Source organism: Spirillospora albida, from assembly GCF_000718255.1.
Classification (GTDB): Bacteria; Actinomycetota; Actinomycetes; order Streptosporangiales; family Streptosporangiaceae; genus Spirillospora; species Spirillospora albida.
The window spans coordinates 274,138-293,051 of sequence record NZ_JOFJ01000004.1 but is presented as its reverse complement, the minus strand read 5'-3'; the positions used below and the strand labels follow the sequence as shown (position 1 = coordinate 293,051).

The following is an 18,914-nucleotide window of genomic DNA, read 5'->3' as shown; positions in this document are numbered from 1 at the left end:
CCGGTCAGGGCCGGGACGGTCCATCTTGCCGTCTCGGCGGGGTGACCCGTTAGTCTCCCCGGGTGGACGTCGACGCCTACGTGGCCGCGCACAACGCCGAGTGGCAGCGCCTGGAGTGGCTCATCAACCGCGGACGCAGGCTGTCGGGCTCGGAGGTCGACGAGCTGGTGGAGCTCTACCAGCGGACCGCCACGCACCTGTCCGCCGTCCGGTCCAGCTCGCCCGACCCCCAGCTCATCGGGCGGCTGTCATCGCTCGTCGCGCGCGGCAGGGCCGCCGTGGCGGGCGCCCACGCGCCCCTCTGGCGGGACGTGTCGCGCTTCGCCACGCTGTCCTTCCCCGCGGCCGCCTACCGGATGCGCTGGTGGTGGCTCGGCAACGCCGTGCTCGGGAACCTCGTCGCCCTCGCCCTCGCCATCTGGGTCGTCCACAGCCCCGAGGTCCAGGCGACCATCGGCACCTCGCAGGAGATCCGCGAACTCGTCGAGCACGACTTCGCCAACTACTACACCGAGCACTCCGCGTCCTCGTTCGCCTTCAAGGTGTGGACGAACAACGCGTGGGTGTCGGCCGTGGCGCTCATCTTCGGGATCCTCCTCGGCATCCCCACCGTCTACGTCCTGCTGGTCAACCAGGTGAACCTCGGCATCGTCGGCGGGCTGATGTTCGCCCACGGCAAGGGCGACGTGTTCTTCGGTCTGATCCTGCCGCACGGCCTGCTGGAGCTCACCGCCGTCTACCTGGCCTGCGCCGGGGGGCTGAAGCTCGGCTGGACGATCGTGGACCCCGGGCGGCGCACCCGCGGGCAGGCCCTCGCGGAGGAGGGCCGCGCCGCCGTCAGCATCGCCCTCGGCCTCATCGTCGTGCTCCTGGTCTCCGGCCTGATCGAGGGGTTCGTCACGGGCTGGGTCCACACCACGTGGCTGCGCATCGGCATCGGCGTGGTCGCGGAGGTCGCGTTCCTCGCCTACGTCATCGTCCTCGGGCGGCGCGCCACCCGGCGCGGCGAGACGGGCGACGCGGACCTGCGCCCCGACCTCGCCCCCGTCTCGGGCTAGCGGGACGGCCGGACACGGCTAGAGCCGCCCCGCCGCCTTGAGGGCGAGGTAGGCGTCGGCCAGCGCGGGCGCGATCTCGTCCGGCGGCGCGTCCACGACCTCGACCCCGTGCCCGCGCAGCTCCGCCGTGATGCGGCGCCGGTCGGCGCGGGCGCGCTCGGCGGCGGCCGCGTCGTACACGGACGCGAGGTCGCCCCGCCCGGCGGCCATCTCGCCGACCCGGGGGTCCGACACCGCGGCGACCATCACGAGGTGCCGCGACGTGAGCTGCGGCAGCAGCGGCAGCAGCCCCTCCTCGATCGCGGCGGTGTTCAGCTCCGTCAGCAGCACGACCAGGCAGCGCTGCCGCACCCGGGCCATCAGCGTCGACACCATGCCCGCCGCGTCGCACTCGATCAGCTCCGGCTCCAGCGGCGCCATCGCGTGCACCATCGCCGGCAGCAGGTCGGTGCGGGAGGCGCCCTCCACCCGCGTGCGGACCCGCCGGTCGTAGGCGAGCAGGTCGACGCGGTCGCCCGCGCGCGAGGCGAGCGCGCCGAGCAGGAGCGCGGCGTCCATCGAGCAGTCGAGCCGCGGGATGTCGCCGACCCGGCCCGCCGACGTGCGGCCGGTGTCCAGCACGAGGTAGATGCGCCGGTCCCGCTCCGGGCGCCAGGTCCGGACGACGACGTCCGCGCGCCGCGCGGTGGCCCTCCAGTCGATGGACCGGACGTCGTCCCCGACGACGTACTCGCGGAGCGAGTCGAACTCCGTCCCCTGGCCGCGGATCAGCGCGACGTGCGCGCCGGTGAGCTCCCGCAGCCGCGCGAGCTTCGCGGGCAGATGGCGGCGCGACGGGAACGCCGGGAGCGCCCGCACCGTCCACGGCGCGGAACGCGACAGCTGGCGCGCCGCCAGGCCCAGCGGGCCCGTGGACCGGACCACCACCGTCACCGCCCGCCGGTCGCCCCGGCGCGTCGGCGTCAGCGTCATCTCGATGCGGCGGCGTTCGCCGGCGGGGACGTCCACCCGGACGGTGCGGGGCGTCGCGCCCGCGCTCGGCGGCCACACGTCCCGCAGGCGCCCCTTGAGGCGGCGCCGCCCCAGGTTCTCCACGGTGAGCGTCACCCGCGCGGTCTCGCCGAGCCGGACGCTGGTGTCGCCGTGGCGGTGCAGCCGCAGCGCGCGCACGTTCCCCGCCAGCGCCAGATCGGCGACCACGCCGAGGAGCAGCACGCCCCAGACGGCGAACAGCGCGCCCCACCCCGGCAGGAGGAGCGGGACGGCCGCGCCGAGGAGCGCGAGCAGGCCCAGGCGCCCGGTGAGCGCCATCAGCGCGGGGCGGGGACGTGGGCGAGGATGCCCTCCAGCACGCCGTCGGCCGTCGCGCCCTCCAGCTCCGCCTCGGGGCGCAGCTGCACCCGGTGCCGGAGCGTCGGGCGCGCCAGGGCCTTCACGTCGTCCGGCGTCACGTAGTCGCGGCCCGACAGCCACGCCCACGCGCGCGACGTCGCCAGCAGCGCCGTCGCGCCGCGCGGGGACACGCCCAGCTGCAGCGACGGCGACTGCCGCGTCGCGCGGCACAGGTCGACCACGTACGCCGCCACCTTCGGGTCGAGGTGGACGGCCTGCACCGCGGCGCGCCCCGCCGCGAGGTCGGCCGCGCCCGCGACCGGCTTCACCGCCGAGAGGTCGCGCGGGTCGAACCCGGCGGCGTGCCGCTGCAGCATCGCGATCTCCTCGTCCCGGGTGGGGACGGGGACGGTGAGCTTCACCAGGAACCGGTCGAGCTGGGCCTCGGGCAGCGGGTACGTGCCCTCGTACTCGATCGGGTTCTGCGTCGCGCACACCACGAACGGGTCGGGCAGCGGACGCGCCGTCCCCTCGACCGACACCTGCCGCTCCTCCATGGCCTCCAGCAGGGACGCCTGGGTCTTCGGCGGGGTCCGGTTGATCTCGTCCGCCAGGAGGAGGTTGGTGAACACCGGGCCCTCGCGGAACTCGAACTCCGCGGTCCGGTTGTCGTACACCAGCGACCCGGTCACGTCGCCCGGCATGAGGTCGGGCGTGAACTGGACGCGCTTGAAGTCCAGGTCGAGCGCGCGGGACAGCGTCTTGATGAGCAGCGTCTTCGCGGTGCCCGGCACGCCCTCCAGCAGCACGTGGCCCCGGCAGAGGAGCGCGATGACGAGGCCCGTCACCACGGCGTCCTGGCCGACGACCGTCTTGGCGACCTCGCCGCGCAGCGCCGTGAGGGCCGCGCGGGCGGTCTCCCCGCGTCGCCGCGTCTCCGCGGGGACGGCTCCGGGCGCTCCGGAGAGGGCGCCGGGCACGTCGTCGCCCAGGTCGTCCTTCCCCAGGTCCACAGGATGGTTCACGACTGGCGTACCTGCCTTTCCAGGTCGTCGAGCACGTCGGTGAGGGCGATGAGCGCGGCGTCGTCCGCGGGCTCAGGACCGTACAGGACGGCGCCCACCTGGGCGTCCTCGAAGGTGGTCCGCTGGGCGACGGCGGCGACGATCTCCCGCGCGGCCCCGAAGTCCTGCGCGGAGCTGCGGGGCAGCCCCAGGAGCGGGACGATCCGTTCCCTGGCGCCCGCCCGCAGGGCGTCCGCGGCCCGGTCCCGGGCACGGCTCGCGCGGTACAGCCGCGCGCGGCCCTCCACGGTCTCGGCGGAGCGGACGACCACCGGGAGCGCCTCCGCCACGACGGGGCCGAGCCTGCGGGCGCGCCACAGCGCCACCAGCAGCACGGCGACGAGCAGTTCCAGGACGAACAGCTTCACGCCGAACGGGAGCAGGTCGCCGAGCGACTTCTGGCGTTCGGCGCCGGGCTCCGGCGGGTCCGGGATCAGCCAGACCACCGAGGGCTCGGCCCCCGCCAGGTTCATGGCGAGCGCCGCGTCGCCCTCCCGCTCCAGGTGCTCGTTCGTGAACGGGCGCGCCGATCCCAGCACGGTGACGGTCCGGCCGTGGTGGCGCACCTGGACGAGCCGGTGCCCGATGTCGGTCCGGTAGCAGGCGGCCAGGGGGTCCGTGGCGGTGTAGGTGTCCGACCTGCCGAAGTCGACGGTTCCCGCGAGCGTCGCGGCCTGCAGGCCGCATCCGGGCGCGGCGGTCCGCGTGAAGCTCACGCCCGCGGGCTCGACGCCCGGCGCGAGGGCTTCGAGGACGTCGGGGCCCGGCACGACCAGGACGAGTTCCCCGGGCGTCGCCCGCAGCCGGTCGATGTCGTCGGTCGTGAGCCGCTCCGTACGGGTCACCACCAGCACGGTTCGGGGGGTGGAGGCGCGGAGGGCGTCCCGGGTGCTCCTGGCGACGGACAGGTCCGCGCCGTTCCGCTTGAGGATCTCGGCGAGCGCCCGGCTGCCGTCCCGGCCCGGCGACTCCGGATCGAGGGCGTCCGGTGACACCGACGGCCGCAGGGCGGCCAGGATCACCGCGATCACGGCCAGGGCCAGCAGGACCGCCACGATCGCCCGCGACGAGCGCCAGCGGCGTCCCGCGACCTCGCGGGCCGACGGCGCGTCGCCGCCCGCGGGGCCCTGGGCGGCCGCCGGGGCGCCGGCGGGAGCCGTCGGGGTCACCAACGCGGGCCCCCGTCCTCCGCGGCGTTCGACGCGCTGGTGGGCGCCGCGGCGTTCGACGCGGTGGCCGGCGCCGATCCGTCGGCGGGCGGGGCGCCGGCCGGGACGAGGTCGCCCGGCGGCAGCGGCCTGGGCCGGGCGGCCCGCACGCGCTCGTCGAGGTCGCGCAGCGCGGCGTACCCCTCCGGGGTGCCCGGCCGGTCCCCGTACCAGACGTCGTCGAAGATCTGGACGCCGGCGCGCAGCGCGTCCGCCAGGTCGGGCAGCGCCTCGCCCGCCTCCGTTGCCAGCTCGTCCGCCGTCCGGCCCGGACGCGGCGCCAGCACGGCCCGCTCCTCCAGGTCCCGCGCGATCGCGCGCAGCCGCTCCCGGACGGCCTCGGCCCACTGCCCCGCCGCCGCGTACCGCTCGGCCTCGCTCCGGTGGTCCATGGCGGTGGACGGCTCGTCCTCCAGCAGCGCCTTCTTGCGCGACCGGGGATTGCCCCGGCCCCACAGCAGCCACGTCACCAGAATGATCGCGACGATCAGGATGAGGACGATGACGATGACCGAGAACCAGCCGCCGTCGTTCCCCGACGCGTTCGGCGCGGACGCCCGGTTCATCAGCTCCTGCAGCCAGTCGGCGAAGCGGTTCCACGTCCGTTCCAGCCAGGACGGCCTGTCCCGCTGGTAGATCTGCTTCTCCAGCTCGCGGCGCGCCATCTCGCGCGCCTCGTCCCGGCCGACCGGATCCACGCGCGCACCTCCCAGCCCCATGACAGCCACGATCATGGCATCGCCCCGGTTCCCGTGCGCGCGGCGTCCGGCCCGTGCCGCCACAGCTCCATGAACGCGTCGTCGGCGGCCCCGCCTTCGGGCCCGCCCTGACCGGGGCGCCCGCCGTCCCGCACCGCGCCGTCCCGCACCGCCGCGACCGCGGCCGCCGACGACCCCCGCATGCGCAGGTCGAGGTCGAACCCCTCGCGGCGCATCCGCCGGTCCATGTACAGCAGGGCGATGACGCCCGCGTCGAAGGGGAGGACGATCGACCAGCTCACGATCCGGCCGAACGTGTCCACGGCCAGGGCCCCCAGGACCTCGCCGTCCGAGGCCGACCCGAAGAAGACCACCTGCACGATCACGAACGGGATCCGCAGCGCGAAGAAGCCCATGAAGACCGTCACCAGCAGCGCCAGCAGCAGCGTCCCGCAGGTGCGGAACCAGCGGCCCTTGGAGAGCGTCCGCGCGCGGCGCAGGGCCCCGCCGACCGTCTCCCGCTCCATGACCACCGCGGGCACGGCCTGGACGAGCAGCACGTACAGCCACACCATCAGCGCGAGCCCGGCGGGGAAGCCCACGAGCGCCGAGACGACGCCCAGCGCGGGCGGCCCGTCCACCGCCACCAGCAGGACGAACGGCACGATCGGCAGCACCAGCGCCAGGATCGGCACCGCCATGACGAGCGCCGCGGTCAGGGCCAGCCGGCCGACGCGCGGGCGCGCGTCCCGCCATGCCCGCCCCGGAGTGACCGGCAGGCCCAGCAGTTCCCGCCCCAGGGCGGGCGCCAGAAGCCCGGACAGCAGGAGGATCCCGTACGCGGACAGGACCAGGCCGATCGCGGAGAGGGTGGCCTGGCCGCCCAGCGAGCGCATCAGCAGGGCGGGTGTCTGCTCCGTGCGCGCCTCGTCCCCGATGAAGAAGTACGTGGCGATGGACACCGCCACCTGGATCACCGTGCTGACCGCGACGGCCAGGCCCAGCGTCAGCCGCGGGCGCCGCCGGATCCCCGCGATGGCCCCGTCCAGCATCTCCGAGATGGACATGGGACGGAACGGGACGTGACCGCTCACGTCGTCGTCCCAGCCCTCCGGTCCCGGCATCTCGGCTCCCTGCGAAGTCCAGCGGATGTCGTCCACCGCGCGTGCGCGCGGTGGTCGCTGGTCATCCTGTCACGGGCTCGCCGCCGGAAATGCCGCCATTGGGGTCGCTCCGCGCAAGGATTTGCCTGAGGTGGACGCGAAGGTTGCCGATGGGAGCGGGGCCGGAGTAGGCCAATCGTGCGGAACGAACGGAACCTCCCCCTACAATCCGCCCCGGATGCCCGTAGGAGTCATGGACGAGGCAAACGCAGGTAACCTGACACGCCAAGGCATATCTCTCCCTGGCGAGGTGGGGCCGGAGCATCTCACCCCACTCCACCGAACCCCGACTTTGTGACGATGAGGGCCATGAGAGGACGTGTACTGGTCGTCGACGACGACCTCGCGCTCGCCGAGATGCTCGGCATCGTGCTGAGGGGCGAGGGCTTCGAGCCCTCGTTCGTCCACGACGGCGACAAGGCGCTCGAGGCGTTCCGGGAGACCCGGCCGGATCTCGTGCTGCTCGACCTGATGCTGCCCGGCGCGGACGGCATCGACGTCTGCCGGCAGATCCGCGCGGAGTCCGGCATCCCGATCGTCATGCTGACCGCCAAGAGCGACACCGTCGACGTGGTGCTCGGCCTGGAGTCGGGCGCCGACGACTATATCGTCAAGCCGTTCAAGCCCAAGGAGCTCGTGGCCCGCGTGCGCGCGCGCCTGCGGCGCACCGACGAGCCGGCCCCCGAGACCCTGCAGATCGGCGACATCACCATCGACGTCGCCGGCCACTCGGTGAAGCGCGGCGACAGGCACATCCCGCTGACCCCCCTGGAGTTCGACCTCCTCGTCGCCCTGGCCCGCAAGCCGCGCCAGGTGTTCACCCGCGAGGTCCTCCTGGAGCAGGTCTGGGGATACCGCCACGCGGCCGACACCCGCCTTGTGAACGTCCACGTCCAGCGGCTCCGCGCCAAGATCGAGAAGGACCCGGAGCGGCCGGAGATCGTCGTCACCGTCCGCGGCGTCGGCTACAAGGCCGGCCCGGCCTGACGGCGCCCCCGCCCTCCCCGGACACCCGAAGCGAACTCCCCGATGACCCCTCCACCGCGTCACGAGCCCCCGTCCGCCGCCCGGCCGGGCGGCGCGGCGCGCCCGTCATGAACGCGCGCGTGGACAGGGCCAGGCGGCTGGCCCGGCGCGGGCTCGGCGCGGTCCGCAGGGTCGTGCGGCGCGCGTCCGGGCGCGGCTACACGCGCTGGCGCCGCTCGATCCAGCTCCGGGTCGTCACCTCGACGCTGTTCATCTCAGCGATCGTCGTGGCGATCCTCGGCGTGTTCCTCATGCAGCAGGTGTCGTCCGCCCTGATGGACGGCAAGGTCAAGGCCGCCCGCCTCCAGCTGGACGAAGGGCTGGCGCAGGTCCAGCGCGACCTCGGCAACACCACGTCCGAGGACGGCGTCCGGCTGAGCAACACCGTCGACCGGCTGAAGGCGCGCAGCGGACCGTCCGGCCTCTACGAGGTCTACATCCGCGACACCACCGAGCCGTACTTCGACGGGTACGCGACCAACGAGCTGCGCGAGGAGAGCGTCCCGCGCCGCCTCCGCGACGAGCTGAGGCAGGCGCCGGCCGGATCACGCGCCTACACCTACGGCAAGCTCTCCTACATCGGCCCCGACCGCCCCTCCGAACGGGGTCTGATCGTGGGCGGCCGCACCGGCCAGTTCGAGCTGTACTACCTGTTCCCCCTCGACCAGGAGCAGCGGACCCTCACCAACGTCGGCCGCTCCCTGGCCGGTGTGGGCGTCGTCCTCGTCCTCCTGCTGGCCGCGATCGCCTCGCTGGTGACCCGCCAGGTCGTCATCCCCGTCCGGCTCGCCGCCCAGGGCGCGCAGCGGCTCGCGGCCGGACGCCTCGAGGAGCGCATGCGAGTCCGGGGCGAGGACGACCTCGCGCGGCTCGCGCGCTCGTTCAACGACATGGCCGCCAACCTCCAGGACAAGATCGGCGAACTGGAGGACCTCTCCCAGGTGCAGCGCCAGTTCGTCTCCGACGTCTCCCACGAGCTCCGCACGCCCCTGACCACCATCAGGATCGCCGCGGACATGCTCTACGAGAGCCGCGACACCTTCCACGACCCGGCGGTGGGACGCTCGGCGGAACTCCTGCAGAGCCAGCTGGAGCGGTTCGAGTCGCTCCTGGCGGACCTGCTGGAGATCAGCCGTCACGACGCGGGCGCCGCCACCCTCGACGCCGAATCCCTCGACATGCGCGATCTCGTCCTGCGCGCCGTGGGCGACATCCAGGAACTCGCGGAACGCAAGGGCAGCAAGGTCGTCCTCCAGCTCCCCGGCGAGCCCTGCATGGCGGAGGTGGACCGCCGCAGAGTCGAGCGCATCATGCGCAACCTCCTGGTCAACGCGGTGGAGCACGGCGAGGGCGAGGACATCGTCGTCTCCGTCGCCGCCGACCGCGACGCCGTGGCGGTCGCCGTCCGTGACCACGGCGTCGGTCTCAAACCGGGGGAGGGGCAGATGGTGTTCGACCGCTTCTGGCGCGCCGACCCCGCGCGCGCCCGCACCACCGGCGGCACCGGTCTCGGCCTGTCGATCTCCCGCGAGGACGCGCAGCTCCACGGCGGGTGGCTGCAGGCGTGGGGCGAGCCGGGCTCGGGTTCGCAGTTCCGCCTGTCGCTGCCCCGCGTCGGCGGCGCCGAACTCCGCGGCTCCCCGCTGCCGCTCGTCCCGCCCGGTGCGGGGGACGCCCGTCCCCTCTTCGCGGAACTGGAGGCGGGGGAGTGAACGGCCGCACCCGACCCGCCCTCGCGCTCGCCGCGATCATCACCGTGCTGACCGGCTGCGCCAACGTCCCGAGCGGCGGCCGGGTCGTGACCGGCAAGCCCGCCGAGCGCGCCGAGCGCGTGGACGACCCGTACGTCCGGCTCATCCCCGTCAAGCCGCGCCCCGAGTGGGGGCCCGACCAGATCGTCACGGGGTTCCTCGCCGCGTCCGCGAGTTTCGACGACGACCACAGGGTCGCCCGGGAGTACCTCGGCCGCCAGAAGGACTGGAGGCCGGGGCTGCGCCCCAGCGTGACCGTCCTGCAGAGCCGCCTCGCGCCCCCGCAGGTGGTCAAGACGTCGGGCGGTCAGGCCACCGTCCGGATCATCGGTGACCAGATCGGCACGATCAGCACCGACGGCCAGTACACCGCCGCCGCGAAGCCCTACGACGGCACCTTCCAGCTCGCCCGGACCCCCCAGGGCCTCTGGCGCATCACCGACCTGCCCGGCGAGGACGACTCCGGCCTGCTGCTGTCCAAGGACGACGTCGAGCGCGCCATGCGCACCGTCAACCTGTACTTCTTCGGCCCCGACCGGCGGACCCTCGTCCCCAACGGCATCTTCCTGCCGGTCGTGAACCGGCAGACGCTGCCCACCCAGCTCGTCCACGCGCTCCTGGCGGGGCCCACGTCCTGGCTGAACGGCGCCGTGGAGAGCGCCTTCCCCAGCGGCACGCGCCTGCGCAACGGCGCCGTGACCATCGACAAGGACGTCGCCACCGTCGACCTCACCGGCCAGGCGCGCGGCGGCAGCGTCGAGCGGATGTCGGCGCAGCTGAGCTGGACGCTCCGCCAGCTCTCGGAGATCAAGCAGTGGCGCCTCCGCATCGACGGCGAGACGGTCGCCCCCGAGGGCATGGACGCCGTCCAGCCGGTCAACGCCTGGGCGGGCAACGCCCCCGACGGTCCGGACCCGCAGATCCACCAGGACGCCTACGTCGTCGGCACCGCCGGCTTCCTCGGCACCCTGGAGAACTCTCGCGCCCAGCCGGTCGTCAACGGCGCCGCGGGCCGCCTGTCGCGGCCGGCGGTGGCCCCCGACTACCAGGAACTCGCGGGGCTGAGCGCGAACGGCGGCCAGGTCCTCGTGGCGGCACCCGTCACGGGCACACCGGCCGCCCGCGCCATCCTGACCGCGCACGCGGGCGCCCGCTTCACCGCCCCGTCCTGGAGCCGCGACGGCACCCTCTGGGTCGTGGAGAGCAAGGCGGACGAGTCCTGGCTGTGGCTCCGGCAGCGCGGCAAGGCGCCGGTCCGCGCCGCCCACTGGGGCCTGGGCGGCCGGGAGGTGCTGGCGTTCCGCGTGGCGCGGGACGGAGTCCGCGTGGCCGTCATCGTCCGCATGGAGGGCCGCGCCCAGGTCCAGATCGGCCGCATCGCCCACGCGCAGGACGGGTCCCTTGACGTCGGGTCCTTCCTCCCGGTGAACTCCGAACTCCAGGACGCCATCGACCTCGCCTGGCGCGACTACGGGACCCTCGCCGTCCTCGGCAGGGCCCGGCGCGACTCGCAGTCGCTGCCGTACCTGATGCCCGTGAGCGGCAGCGGCATCATGTCCCTGGGCGTCGGCGCCCTGGGCGAACCCCGGACGATCGCCGCCGCCCCGGGCGCGCCCGTCCTCATCGGCACCCGCCTGTCGGGCAGGGACCAGGTCTGCCGCCAGCGGCAGGCCGGCAACTCCTTCTCCGAGTGGATCTGCCCGACGCCCGCGAGGGATCCCGGCTACCCCCGCTGACCACAGCCTGTGGACAACGGCCGGCCGCGTTATCCACATTTGACGCGCCCGTGGACGCCGCCCGGCCGGGCCGAGCACCGTGGAGCGCATGAGACTTCTCGGTGACCTCCTCGATCTGCTGCTCCCCGAACGCTGCGCCGGCTGCGGCGGTGGCCCCGGCCTGCTCTGCGCCACCTGCACGAGCCCCCTGCTGTCGCCGCCGCGCCGCGCGGACGCACCCGCCGGCCTGCCGCCGCCGTGGACCGTCGCGCCGTACGACGGCTCTCTCCGCGCGGTCCTGTCCGCCTACAAGGAGCACGGCCGCACCGCCCTGGCCGCGCCGCTGGGCGACTGCCTCGCGCGCGCCGTCCACGCCGCCCTGCGACCCGTCCTCTGCGTGCCCGCGGAGACCGCGCAGGGCGCGCGGGAGGGGCCGGGCGGGCAGAGGGCGCTGACCGGAGAGGCGCGGGAGGTCCTGATCGTTCCGGTTCCTTCCGCGCGGGGGGCGGTGCGCCGGCGGGGCCACGACCCGGTGCGGACGCTGGCGGCGGTCGCCGTGCGCCGGCTGCGCGCCGAGGGACGCTCCGTGGCCCACCTGGACGCCCTCGCCCAGCGGCGGCGCGTCGAGGACCAGACGGGCCTCTCGGCGGGCGGCCGGGCCGCCAACCTCGCGGGCGCGCTGGCGGCGCGTCCGGTCGTCGAGGGCCGCGATGTCGTCCTGGTCGACGACGTGATCACGACGGGCTCGACGCTGGCCGAGGCGGCTCGGGCCGTCCGGGCGGCGGGCGGCACCCCCCGGGCCGCCGCCACGATCGCCGCGACTCCGCGGCTCAGGAGGAGGTGAGCGTCTTCGCCGTGCGGTGTCGACGGGTCAGGTGGTCACCGAGGGTAGCCGGGGATGGCGCCCGCGATGGTAGGACCTCACCTCCGGGTCGGGTCCGGTGACGGGGGTCACGACCGGCCATCACCGAAGGAGAGATTTCTCAAACCCACCGGCCGCGCGCAGGAATCCGACCGACGGGGCCCGAGACGCGGCAACGCCTACGGGCTAAGGGATTCACGGCATGTGACGGCGCCTCGCGGGCCCGCCCGGGACGGCGCGCGCGGGGTCCCGATGACGGTCCGTGAGTTTTTCCTCGCTCCACCCCCTGACATTCGCGGCGCAAAGGGGTTAGCGTTCCTGACATGGCACCCGCCCGGGTCCGTGGTTGCGTCGGATCGCAGTGCTCGTCAGGAGCACGGAAGGCGGTCCGGCTAGCCGATGCCAGGCGCAGGCGAAACGGCCCACGTAAGGCGACTTCTCGTCGACCGATCACGGTGCGCCTTAGAGGTAAGTCCTGCCCCGTCGGGGGATCCGACATCCCCCGAACCGGGAGAAGGGCAGTAGTGGCGAAAGCGCCGCGAGCCCCTCAGCAGGCGGATGTGGGGACGAAGACCAGGTCGGCCGGGCGGGTGCGACCCACCGTGCTGTGTTGCCCGGACGGGGCTTTCATCGGCCCCGTACCGGGCATGAATCGCAACCGGGAGAAGGGGGGTCCGGCGTGGACATCATCGTGAGGGGCCGGCACACCGAGGTCAACGACAGGTTCCGGCGGCACGTCGACGGCAAGCTCGCCAAGATCGAACGGCTCAACAACAAGGTCATCCGCGTGGATGTGGAGGTGTCGGAGGAGCACAACCCACGGCTGGCCGACCAGCGTGAACGCGTGGAGCTCACGATCCGCTCCCGCGGCCCGGTGATCCGGGCCGAGGCCGCCGCCGACGACCGCTACACCGCGCTCGACCTGGCGCTCGACAAGCTCGAGTCGCGGCTGCGCCGCGACAGCGAGCGCCGCAAGGCCCACGGCGGCAAGGCGCGCGGCAGGCCCGTCGCCGTCGAGCCGTTCCCGCAGGGCGCCGACGCGCAGGTCGCGGCCACCGCGGTCGCCGAGGAGGAGCCGGAGCCCGTCGCCGCGGCGGACGAGCACCTCGTGCCGATCCCCATGGAGGGCGACGGCCCCGTCGTCGTCCGCGAGAAGTTCCACACCGCCGAGCCCATGGGCATCGAGCAGGCGCTTCTCGAGATGGAGCTCGTGGGGCACGACTTCTACCTGTACCGCGACAAGGCGACGGGCCACCCCTCCGTCGTCTACCGGAGAAGGGGATGGGACTACGGGGTGATCAGGCTCGTCGAAGAGTGATGTGCCCCATGCGGCACGTCACGGCCCCGGATCATGTAATGATCTAAACGGCGTATCAGTCGATCCGCGGACGCGGTGGTCCCGGGATCGGAGACCGGCCGGGCTGCGCCCGGCCGGCCCGGTCGGGCCGCCGCGTCCGGCACGGGGCCGGGCGGCACGCGCCGCGCCCGGCCCGAACCCTCCGGTAGTCCCACTCCACCGACAGTGAAGGGGGGGAGCGGCGTACCCTCCACGCCGCGACTCAGGTGAGCGAGAACCCCGAGGCTCGCGCCGCCGCGGCCGTACCTCGTCAGGCCGGTGCCCCGGCGGCACCCGCAGGCCCGGGGGCGGAGCGGCCCGCCGCGGCGGCCGACCCGACCCGCGTGCTCATCGTCGACGACCACGCGCTGTTCCGCCGCGGGCTCGAGATGGTCCTGCAGAGCGAGGACGACATCGAGGTCATCGGCGAGGGCGGCGACGGCCACGAGGCCGTGCAGATGGCGGGAGACCTCCTGCCCGACGTCGTGCTGATGGACATCCGCATGCCCCGGCGGAGCGGCATCGAGGCGTGCCGCGCGATCAAGGACGCGGCGCCCAGCGCGAAGATCGTCATGCTGACCATCAGCGACGAGGAGGAGGACCTCTTCGAGGCGATCAAGGCGGGTGCCAGCGGCTACCTCCTCAAGGAGATCTCGATCGACGAGGTCCCGCAGGCGGTCCGCGCCGTCCACGGCGGCCAGTCGCTGATCAGCCCGTCGATGGCGTCCAAGCTCATCACCGAGTTCGCCGCGCTGGCGAAGCAGACCGAGGAGCGCACCCAGCAGGTGCCGGCGCCGCGGCTCACCGACCGCGAGATGGAGGTGCTCCGGCTGGTCGCCCGGGGCCTCGGCAACCGGGAGATCGCCCGCGAGCTGTTCATCTCCGAGAACACGGTGAAGAACCACGTCCGCAACATCCTCGAGAAGCTCCAGCTCCATTCCCGGATGGAGGCCGTCGTCTACGCCGTCCGCGAGAAGCTGCTGGAGATCACCTGATCCACCCCGCACCGCCCGCGGAACGCGGCGGTGCGATCGGCCGGGCGGTTCTGTCGGTGCCGTGACGTAGCATCCCGGGCGTGATCGAGCTCAGCGCGGACGAGGTGAGGCGGCTCCAGCTGCGGGCCCAGGGGCTGCTCGGGGCGCGGCCCGCGGGCGGCGTGACGGGCATGCTGGGGCGGCTCGGCGCCGTTCAGCTCGACACCATCTCCGTGCTGGCGCGGTCCCATGAGCTCGTGCCGTACGCGCGGCTCGGGGCGGTCGCGCGCGCGGAGGTCGAAGCCGCGTACTGGGGGCGAAAGGGCGGCGGGGCGTTCGAGTACTGGGCGCATGCGGCGTCCGTGATCCCGATGTCCGACTGGCCGCTCTTCGCGTTCCGCCGCCGCGCCTACCGCCGCAAGGGCCTGCGCTGGCACGAGGTCCCCGACGGGGTCTGCGACGCGCTCCGGGCGCGGCTGCGGGCGGAGGGGCCTCTCACCACCAGGGAGCTCGGCGGCGCGAAGGCGAGCGCGGAGTGGTGGGACTGGAGCGAGCACAAGATCGGCATCGAGTGGATGCTGGACGTCGGCGAGGTCGTCTGCGTCGAGCGGGTCGGCTGGCGGCGCGTGTACGACCTGGCGGAGCGCGCGGTCCCGGCCGAGCTGCTGGCGCGCGATCCGGACGACCGGGCCTGCCTCACGGCCCTGGTCGGCCGGGCGGGCAGGGCGCTCGGCGTGGCGACCCGCGCGGACCTCGCCGACTACTACCGGGTCCGCAAGGACCAGGTGGACGAGGTGGTCGGCGACACCGGGCTCGTGCCCGTGCGGGTGGCCGGCTGGGAGCAGCCCGCCTGGGCCGACCCGCGGGCGCTGGACGCCCCCGCCCGGGGGCGGCACGTCACCGCGTTGCTGTCCCCGTTCGACTCGCTGGTCTGGGACAGGGCGCGCGCGTCGCGCGTGTTCGGGTTCGACCACCGCCTGGAGGCCTACGTGCCGAAGGCGAAGCGCGTCCACGGGTACTTCGCCATGCCGCTGCTGGCCGGGGGCCGTCTCATCGGCCGGGTGGACCCGGCGCGGGAGGGGCGGACGCTCATCGCCCGGCAGGTCTCGTTCGAGCCCTGGGCGGTCAGGTCGGCGCGCCGCGCGGGGACGTCCGCCGAGGCGCTGGCCACCGCCCTGTGGCGGGCGGCCGGCTGGGTGGGCTGCGACGACGTCCGGATCGAGCGCCTGGACGGGCTCGACCCCGCCCTCGCCGCCGGTGCCCTGCGCGCCGGAGCGTGACCGGCGGTCAGCCGTGGGGGGTGTGCTGGGGGTCGGTCGCGATCGGCTTGTCGATGGACTCGCCGACGGTGCCGCCGCGGCGCTTGTCGGTGCGGGTGCCGAACAGGGAGTAGTCGACGATCTCCGGGATCACGCGCGGCGCGTCGACGACGACGTCCGAGAACAGGTGGACGAGACCGCTGACGACGATGCCGGCCACGATGACGGCGGCACCGATCCAGAACATGATCCAGGACGGCCCGGCGCAGAGGGCGACACCGCCGATCACGAAGCCGACGAAGATGATGCCGACGGCGATCCAGGAACTCGGCCGCCCGGCGTGCGACCCGTGCGACTCCTCGGAATGCGACTCTATGGACACGCGTGTCTCCCTTCCTTGCGTGCCAGGGATCATCTCCGCGACCCGGACCGTCAAACGGAGGGCATGGTGGATTGCGCGGCGGAGTGACCTAGACCATCCTGGGATGCGCCTACGATAGGCATCGTACGAGTGGTGTGCGTGCCGCCGGGAGCGGTTGACCACGATCTGCAAGGAGCCTTCGAGAGTGCCGCCAGTCATCGACAAGATCCTTCGTGCGGGCGAGGGAAAAACCCTGCGCAAGCTCAAGAAGCTCGCGGATCAGGTCAACTCGATCGAGGAAGACTTCCTCGAGATGAGCGACGCCGAGTTGCGCGAGCTGACCGACAAGTACCGGGAGCGCATCGCCGACGGCGAGTCCCTGGACGACCTGCTCCCCGAGGCGTTCGCGACCGCCCGCGAGGCCGCGAAGCGCGTGCTGGGGCAGCGCCACTACGACGTCCAGATCATGGGCGGCGCGGCCCTGCACCTCGGCAACATCGCGGAGATGAAGACGGGTGAGGGCAAGACCCTGACCTGCGTGCTTCCCGCCTATCTGAACGCGCTGTCCGGCGACGGCGTCCACGTGGTCACGGTGAACGACTACCTGGCCAAGCGCGACGCCGAGTGGATGGGCCGCGTGCACCAGTTCCTCGGTCTCGAGGTGGGCGTCATCCTCCCGCAGATGACCCCGGACGAGCGCCGCGCCGCCTACAACGCCGACATCACCTACGGGACGAACAACGAGTTCGGGTTCGACTACCTGCGCGACAACATGGCCTGGAGTCTGGAGGAGTGCGTCCAGCGGGGCCACAACTTCGCGATCGTGGACGAGGTCGACTCGATCCTCATCGACGAGGCCCGGACGCCGCTGATCATCTCGGGCCCGGCGGAGCAGAACTCCAAGTGGTACGGGGAGTTCGCGAAGATCGTCCCGCGGCTGAAGCGGGCGGAGCTGATCAGCACCGCCGGCCAGGTGGACGAGTACGGCCCCGGCGACTACGAGGTCAACGAGAAGAAGCGCACGGTCGGCATCACCGAGGCGGGCGTCGAGAAGGTCGAGGACTGGCTCGGCATCGACAACCTGTACGACTCGGTCAACACGCCGCTCGTCAGCTTCCTCAACAACGCCCTCAAGGCCAAGGAGCTCTACAAGAAGGACAAGGACTACGTCGTCATGAACGGCGAGGTCCTGATCGTCGACGAGTTCACGGGCCGCATCCTGCACGGCCGCCGCTACAACGAGGGCATGCACCAGGCCATCGAGGCCAAGGAGGGGGTGGCGATCAAGGACGAGAACCAGACGCTCGCCACCATCACCCTCCAGAACTACTTCCGCCTCTACAACAAGCTGTCCGGCATGACCGGCACGGCCGAGACCGAGGCGGCGGAGTTCAACAAGACCTACAAGATCGGCGTCGTCCCGATCCCGACGAACAAGCCGATGGTCCGCAAGGACGTGGCGGACGTCGTCTACAAGACCGAGCAGGCCAAGTTCGAGGCCGTCGTCGACGACATCGCCGAGCGGCACGAGAACGGGCAGCCGGTCCTCGTCGGCACCACGTCGGTGGAGAAGTCGGAGCGGCTGAGCAAGATGCTCAAGCGGCGCGGCATCCCGCACCAGGTGCTGAACGCGAAGAACCACGAGCAGGAGTCCGCGATCGTCGCGGAGGCGGGCCGCAAGGGCGGCGTCACCGTCGCGACGAACATGGCGGGCCGCGGCACCGACATCATGCTCGGCGGCAACCCCGACTTCCGCGCCGACCTGGAGCTGCACCAGCGCGGCCTGTCGCCGCTGGAGACGCCGGATGAGTACGAGTCGGCGTGGCCGGAGGCGCTCGACAAGGCCAAGGAGGCCGTGAAGGGCGAGCACGAGGAGGTCGTCGAGCTCGGCGGCCTGTACGTCCTCGCGACGGAGCGGCACGAGTCGCGGCGCATCGACAACCAGCTGCGCGGCCGGTCCGGCCGGCAGGGCGACCCGGGCGAGTCGCGGTTCTACCTCTCGCTCGAGGACGACCTGATGCGGCTGTTCAACTCCGCCCGGGTCGAAGCGATCATGACGCGGCTGAACATCCCGGACGACGTCCCGATCGAGTCGAAGATCGTTTCCAACGCGATCAAGTCGGCGCAGAGCCAGGTCGAGCAGCAGAACTTCGAGATGCGCAAGAACGTCTTGAAGTACGACGAGGTCCTGAACCGGCAGCGCAAGGTCATCTACGCCGAGCGCCGCAAGGTGCTGGAGGGCGAGGACCTGCACGAGCAGGTCCGCCGGATGATCGACGAGGTCGTCGGGGGCTATGTCGCGGGCGCCACCGGCGAGGGCTTCGCCGAGGAGTGGGACCTCGCCAAGCTCTGGAAGGCGTTCAAGCAGCTCTACCCGATCTCGCTCACGGTGGACGGGCTGATCGAGGACGTCGGCGGGGACATCTCCGGCCTGGACGCCGAGACCCTCGCGGAGAAGATCCGCGAGGACGCGCAGGCGGCCTACGACAAGCGCGAGGAGGAGCTCGGCGCCGAGGTGATGCGGGAGCTGGAGCGCCGCGTCGTCCTGTCGGTCCTCGACCGCAAGTGGCGCGAGCACCTCTACGAGATGGACTACCTCCAGGAGGGCATCGGCCTGCGCGCCATGGCGCAGCGCGACCCGCTGGTCGAGTACCAGCGCGAGGGCTACGACATGTTCAACGCGATGCTGGACGGCATCAAGGAGGAGTCGGTCGGCTACCTCTTCAACCTCGAGGTCGAGGTGGAGGAGCAGCCGGAGGCTCCGGCGGTCGGCGCCAAGCCGGTGTCGGTCGCCAAGTCGGCCCCGTCCGATGAGGAGGCCGGCGAGGTGGAGGAGGCGGAGGAGTCTCCGACGATCCACGCGAAGGGCCTGGAGAAGCCGTCCCGTCCGAAGAAGCTGGACTACTCGGCTCCGACCGTCGACGGTGAGGGCGGTGTGGAGCACCACACCGAGGAGACCGACGACGCGTACGCCGGGGTGAGCAGGAACGACCCGTGCCCGTGCGGTTCGGGCAAGAAGTTCAAGCGCTGCCACGGCGACCCGCGCAACAAGTAGGGCCGTAGCGGACGAAGCGTGGTGGAAGCGGCCTCCCGGGTTCTCCGGGAGG

General features: G+C 72.9%; 15 protein-coding genes. 9 read left to right on the top strand and 6 right to left on the bottom strand.

The features are described from left to right. Positions 1-62: 62 nt before the first annotated feature. Positions 63-1,058, top strand: a complete 996-nt coding sequence (locus IE99_RS0107770) for a stage II sporulation protein M (protein ID WP_030165839.1) — start codon at positions 63-65, stop codon at positions 1,056-1,058. Positions 1,059-1,076: 18 nt separating this feature from the next. Here IE99_RS0107770 and IE99_RS0107765 read toward each other — a convergent pair whose 3' ends face one another. Genes IE99_RS0107765 through IE99_RS0107745 form a run of 5 tightly spaced genes read right to left on the bottom strand, consistent with a single transcriptional unit; the run spans position 1,077 to position 6,484 of the window. Further along, positions 1,077-2,369: a DUF58 domain-containing protein gene (locus tag IE99_RS0107765; RefSeq protein ID WP_030165837.1), complete on the bottom strand. Its 1,293-nt coding sequence runs from the start codon at positions 2,367-2,369 to the stop codon at positions 1,077-1,079. Beyond that, positions 2,369-3,370: an AAA family ATPase gene (locus IE99_RS0107760; protein ID WP_245623113.1), complete on the bottom strand. Its 1,002-nt coding sequence runs from the start codon at positions 3,368-3,370 to the stop codon at positions 2,369-2,371. Before IE99_RS0107760 ends, IE99_RS0107765 begins: the two co-directional genes overlap by 1 nt. Before the next feature lie 41 nt (positions 3,371-3,411). Further along, the gene (locus IE99_RS0107755) at positions 3,412-4,623 is read right to left on the bottom strand and encodes a DUF4350 domain-containing protein (RefSeq protein WP_051712204.1); all 1,212 of its coding nucleotides are present in this window, start codon (positions 4,621-4,623) and stop codon (positions 3,412-3,414) included. After that, the gene (locus IE99_RS0107750; protein ID WP_245623098.1) at positions 4,620-5,360 is read right to left on the bottom strand and encodes a DUF4129 domain-containing protein; all 741 of its coding nucleotides are present in this window, start codon (positions 5,358-5,360) and stop codon (positions 4,620-4,622) included. Before IE99_RS0107750 ends, IE99_RS0107755 begins: the two co-directional genes overlap by 4 nt. A 32-nt stretch (positions 5,361-5,392) precedes the next feature. Then, the gene (locus tag IE99_RS0107745; protein WP_157610118.1) at positions 5,393-6,484 is read right to left on the bottom strand and encodes a hypothetical protein; all 1,092 of its coding nucleotides are present in this window, start codon (positions 6,482-6,484) and stop codon (positions 5,393-5,395) included. A gap of 348 nt (positions 6,485-6,832) precedes the next feature. Between IE99_RS0107745 and mtrA the strand changes: the two genes are divergently transcribed. The 7 genes from mtrA to IE99_RS0107710 all read left to right on the top strand — a co-directional run bounded on the left by mtrA (position 6,833) and on the right by IE99_RS0107710 (position 15,467). Next, complete coding sequence (gene mtrA, locus IE99_RS0107740; RefSeq protein ID WP_030165828.1) at positions 6,833-7,510, top strand: MtrAB system response regulator MtrA; 678 nt, start codon at positions 6,833-6,835, stop codon at positions 7,508-7,510. A gap of 107 nt (positions 7,511-7,617) precedes the next feature. Next, positions 7,618-9,261, top strand: coding sequence for an MtrAB system histidine kinase MtrB (mtrB, locus tag IE99_RS0107735; protein ID WP_030165825.1), 1,644 nt, complete (start codon positions 7,618-7,620; stop codon positions 9,259-9,261). Continuing rightward, positions 9,258-11,036: an LpqB family beta-propeller domain-containing protein gene (locus tag IE99_RS0107730; RefSeq protein WP_051712197.1), complete on the top strand. Its 1,779-nt coding sequence runs from the start codon at positions 9,258-9,260 to the stop codon at positions 11,034-11,036. Before mtrB ends, IE99_RS0107730 begins: the two co-directional genes overlap by 4 nt. A gap of 88 nt (positions 11,037-11,124) precedes the next feature. Further along, complete coding sequence (locus tag IE99_RS0107725; protein ID WP_037558858.1) at positions 11,125-11,859, top strand: ComF family protein; 735 nt, start codon at positions 11,125-11,127, stop codon at positions 11,857-11,859. Between the two features lie 697 nt (positions 11,860-12,556). Further along, positions 12,557-13,195 (top strand): ribosome hibernation-promoting factor, HPF/YfiA family, encoded by a 639-nt coding sequence (hpf, locus tag IE99_RS0107720; RefSeq protein WP_030165816.1) that lies wholly within the window; start codon positions 12,557-12,559, stop codon positions 13,193-13,195. A 245-nt stretch (positions 13,196-13,440) separates the two neighbouring features. Then, entirely contained in the window at positions 13,441-14,208 is a 768-nt protein-coding gene (locus IE99_RS0107715) for a response regulator (RefSeq protein WP_030165813.1), read from the top strand. An 80-nt stretch (positions 14,209-14,288) separates the two neighbouring features. Then, complete coding sequence (locus tag IE99_RS0107710) at positions 14,289-15,467, top strand: winged helix-turn-helix domain-containing protein (protein WP_030165809.1); 1,179 nt, start codon at positions 14,289-14,291, stop codon at positions 15,465-15,467. A 7-nt stretch (positions 15,468-15,474) separates the two neighbouring features. Here the strand turns inward: IE99_RS0107710 and IE99_RS0107705 are convergent, their stop codons facing one another. Further along, positions 15,475-15,828 carry an HGxxPAAW family protein gene (locus tag IE99_RS0107705; protein WP_245623097.1) on the bottom strand — a complete coding sequence of 118 codons (354 nt, stop codon included), beginning with the start codon at positions 15,826-15,828 and terminating at the stop codon, positions 15,475-15,477. 184 nt (positions 15,829-16,012) lie between these two features. Here IE99_RS0107705 and secA point away from each other — a divergent pair, with 184 nt between their 5' ends. Continuing rightward, positions 16,013-18,862: a preprotein translocase subunit SecA gene (gene secA, locus IE99_RS0107700; RefSeq protein WP_030165803.1), complete on the top strand. Its 2,850-nt coding sequence runs from the start codon at positions 16,013-16,015 to the stop codon at positions 18,860-18,862. Positions 18,863-18,914 lie beyond the last annotated feature (52 nt).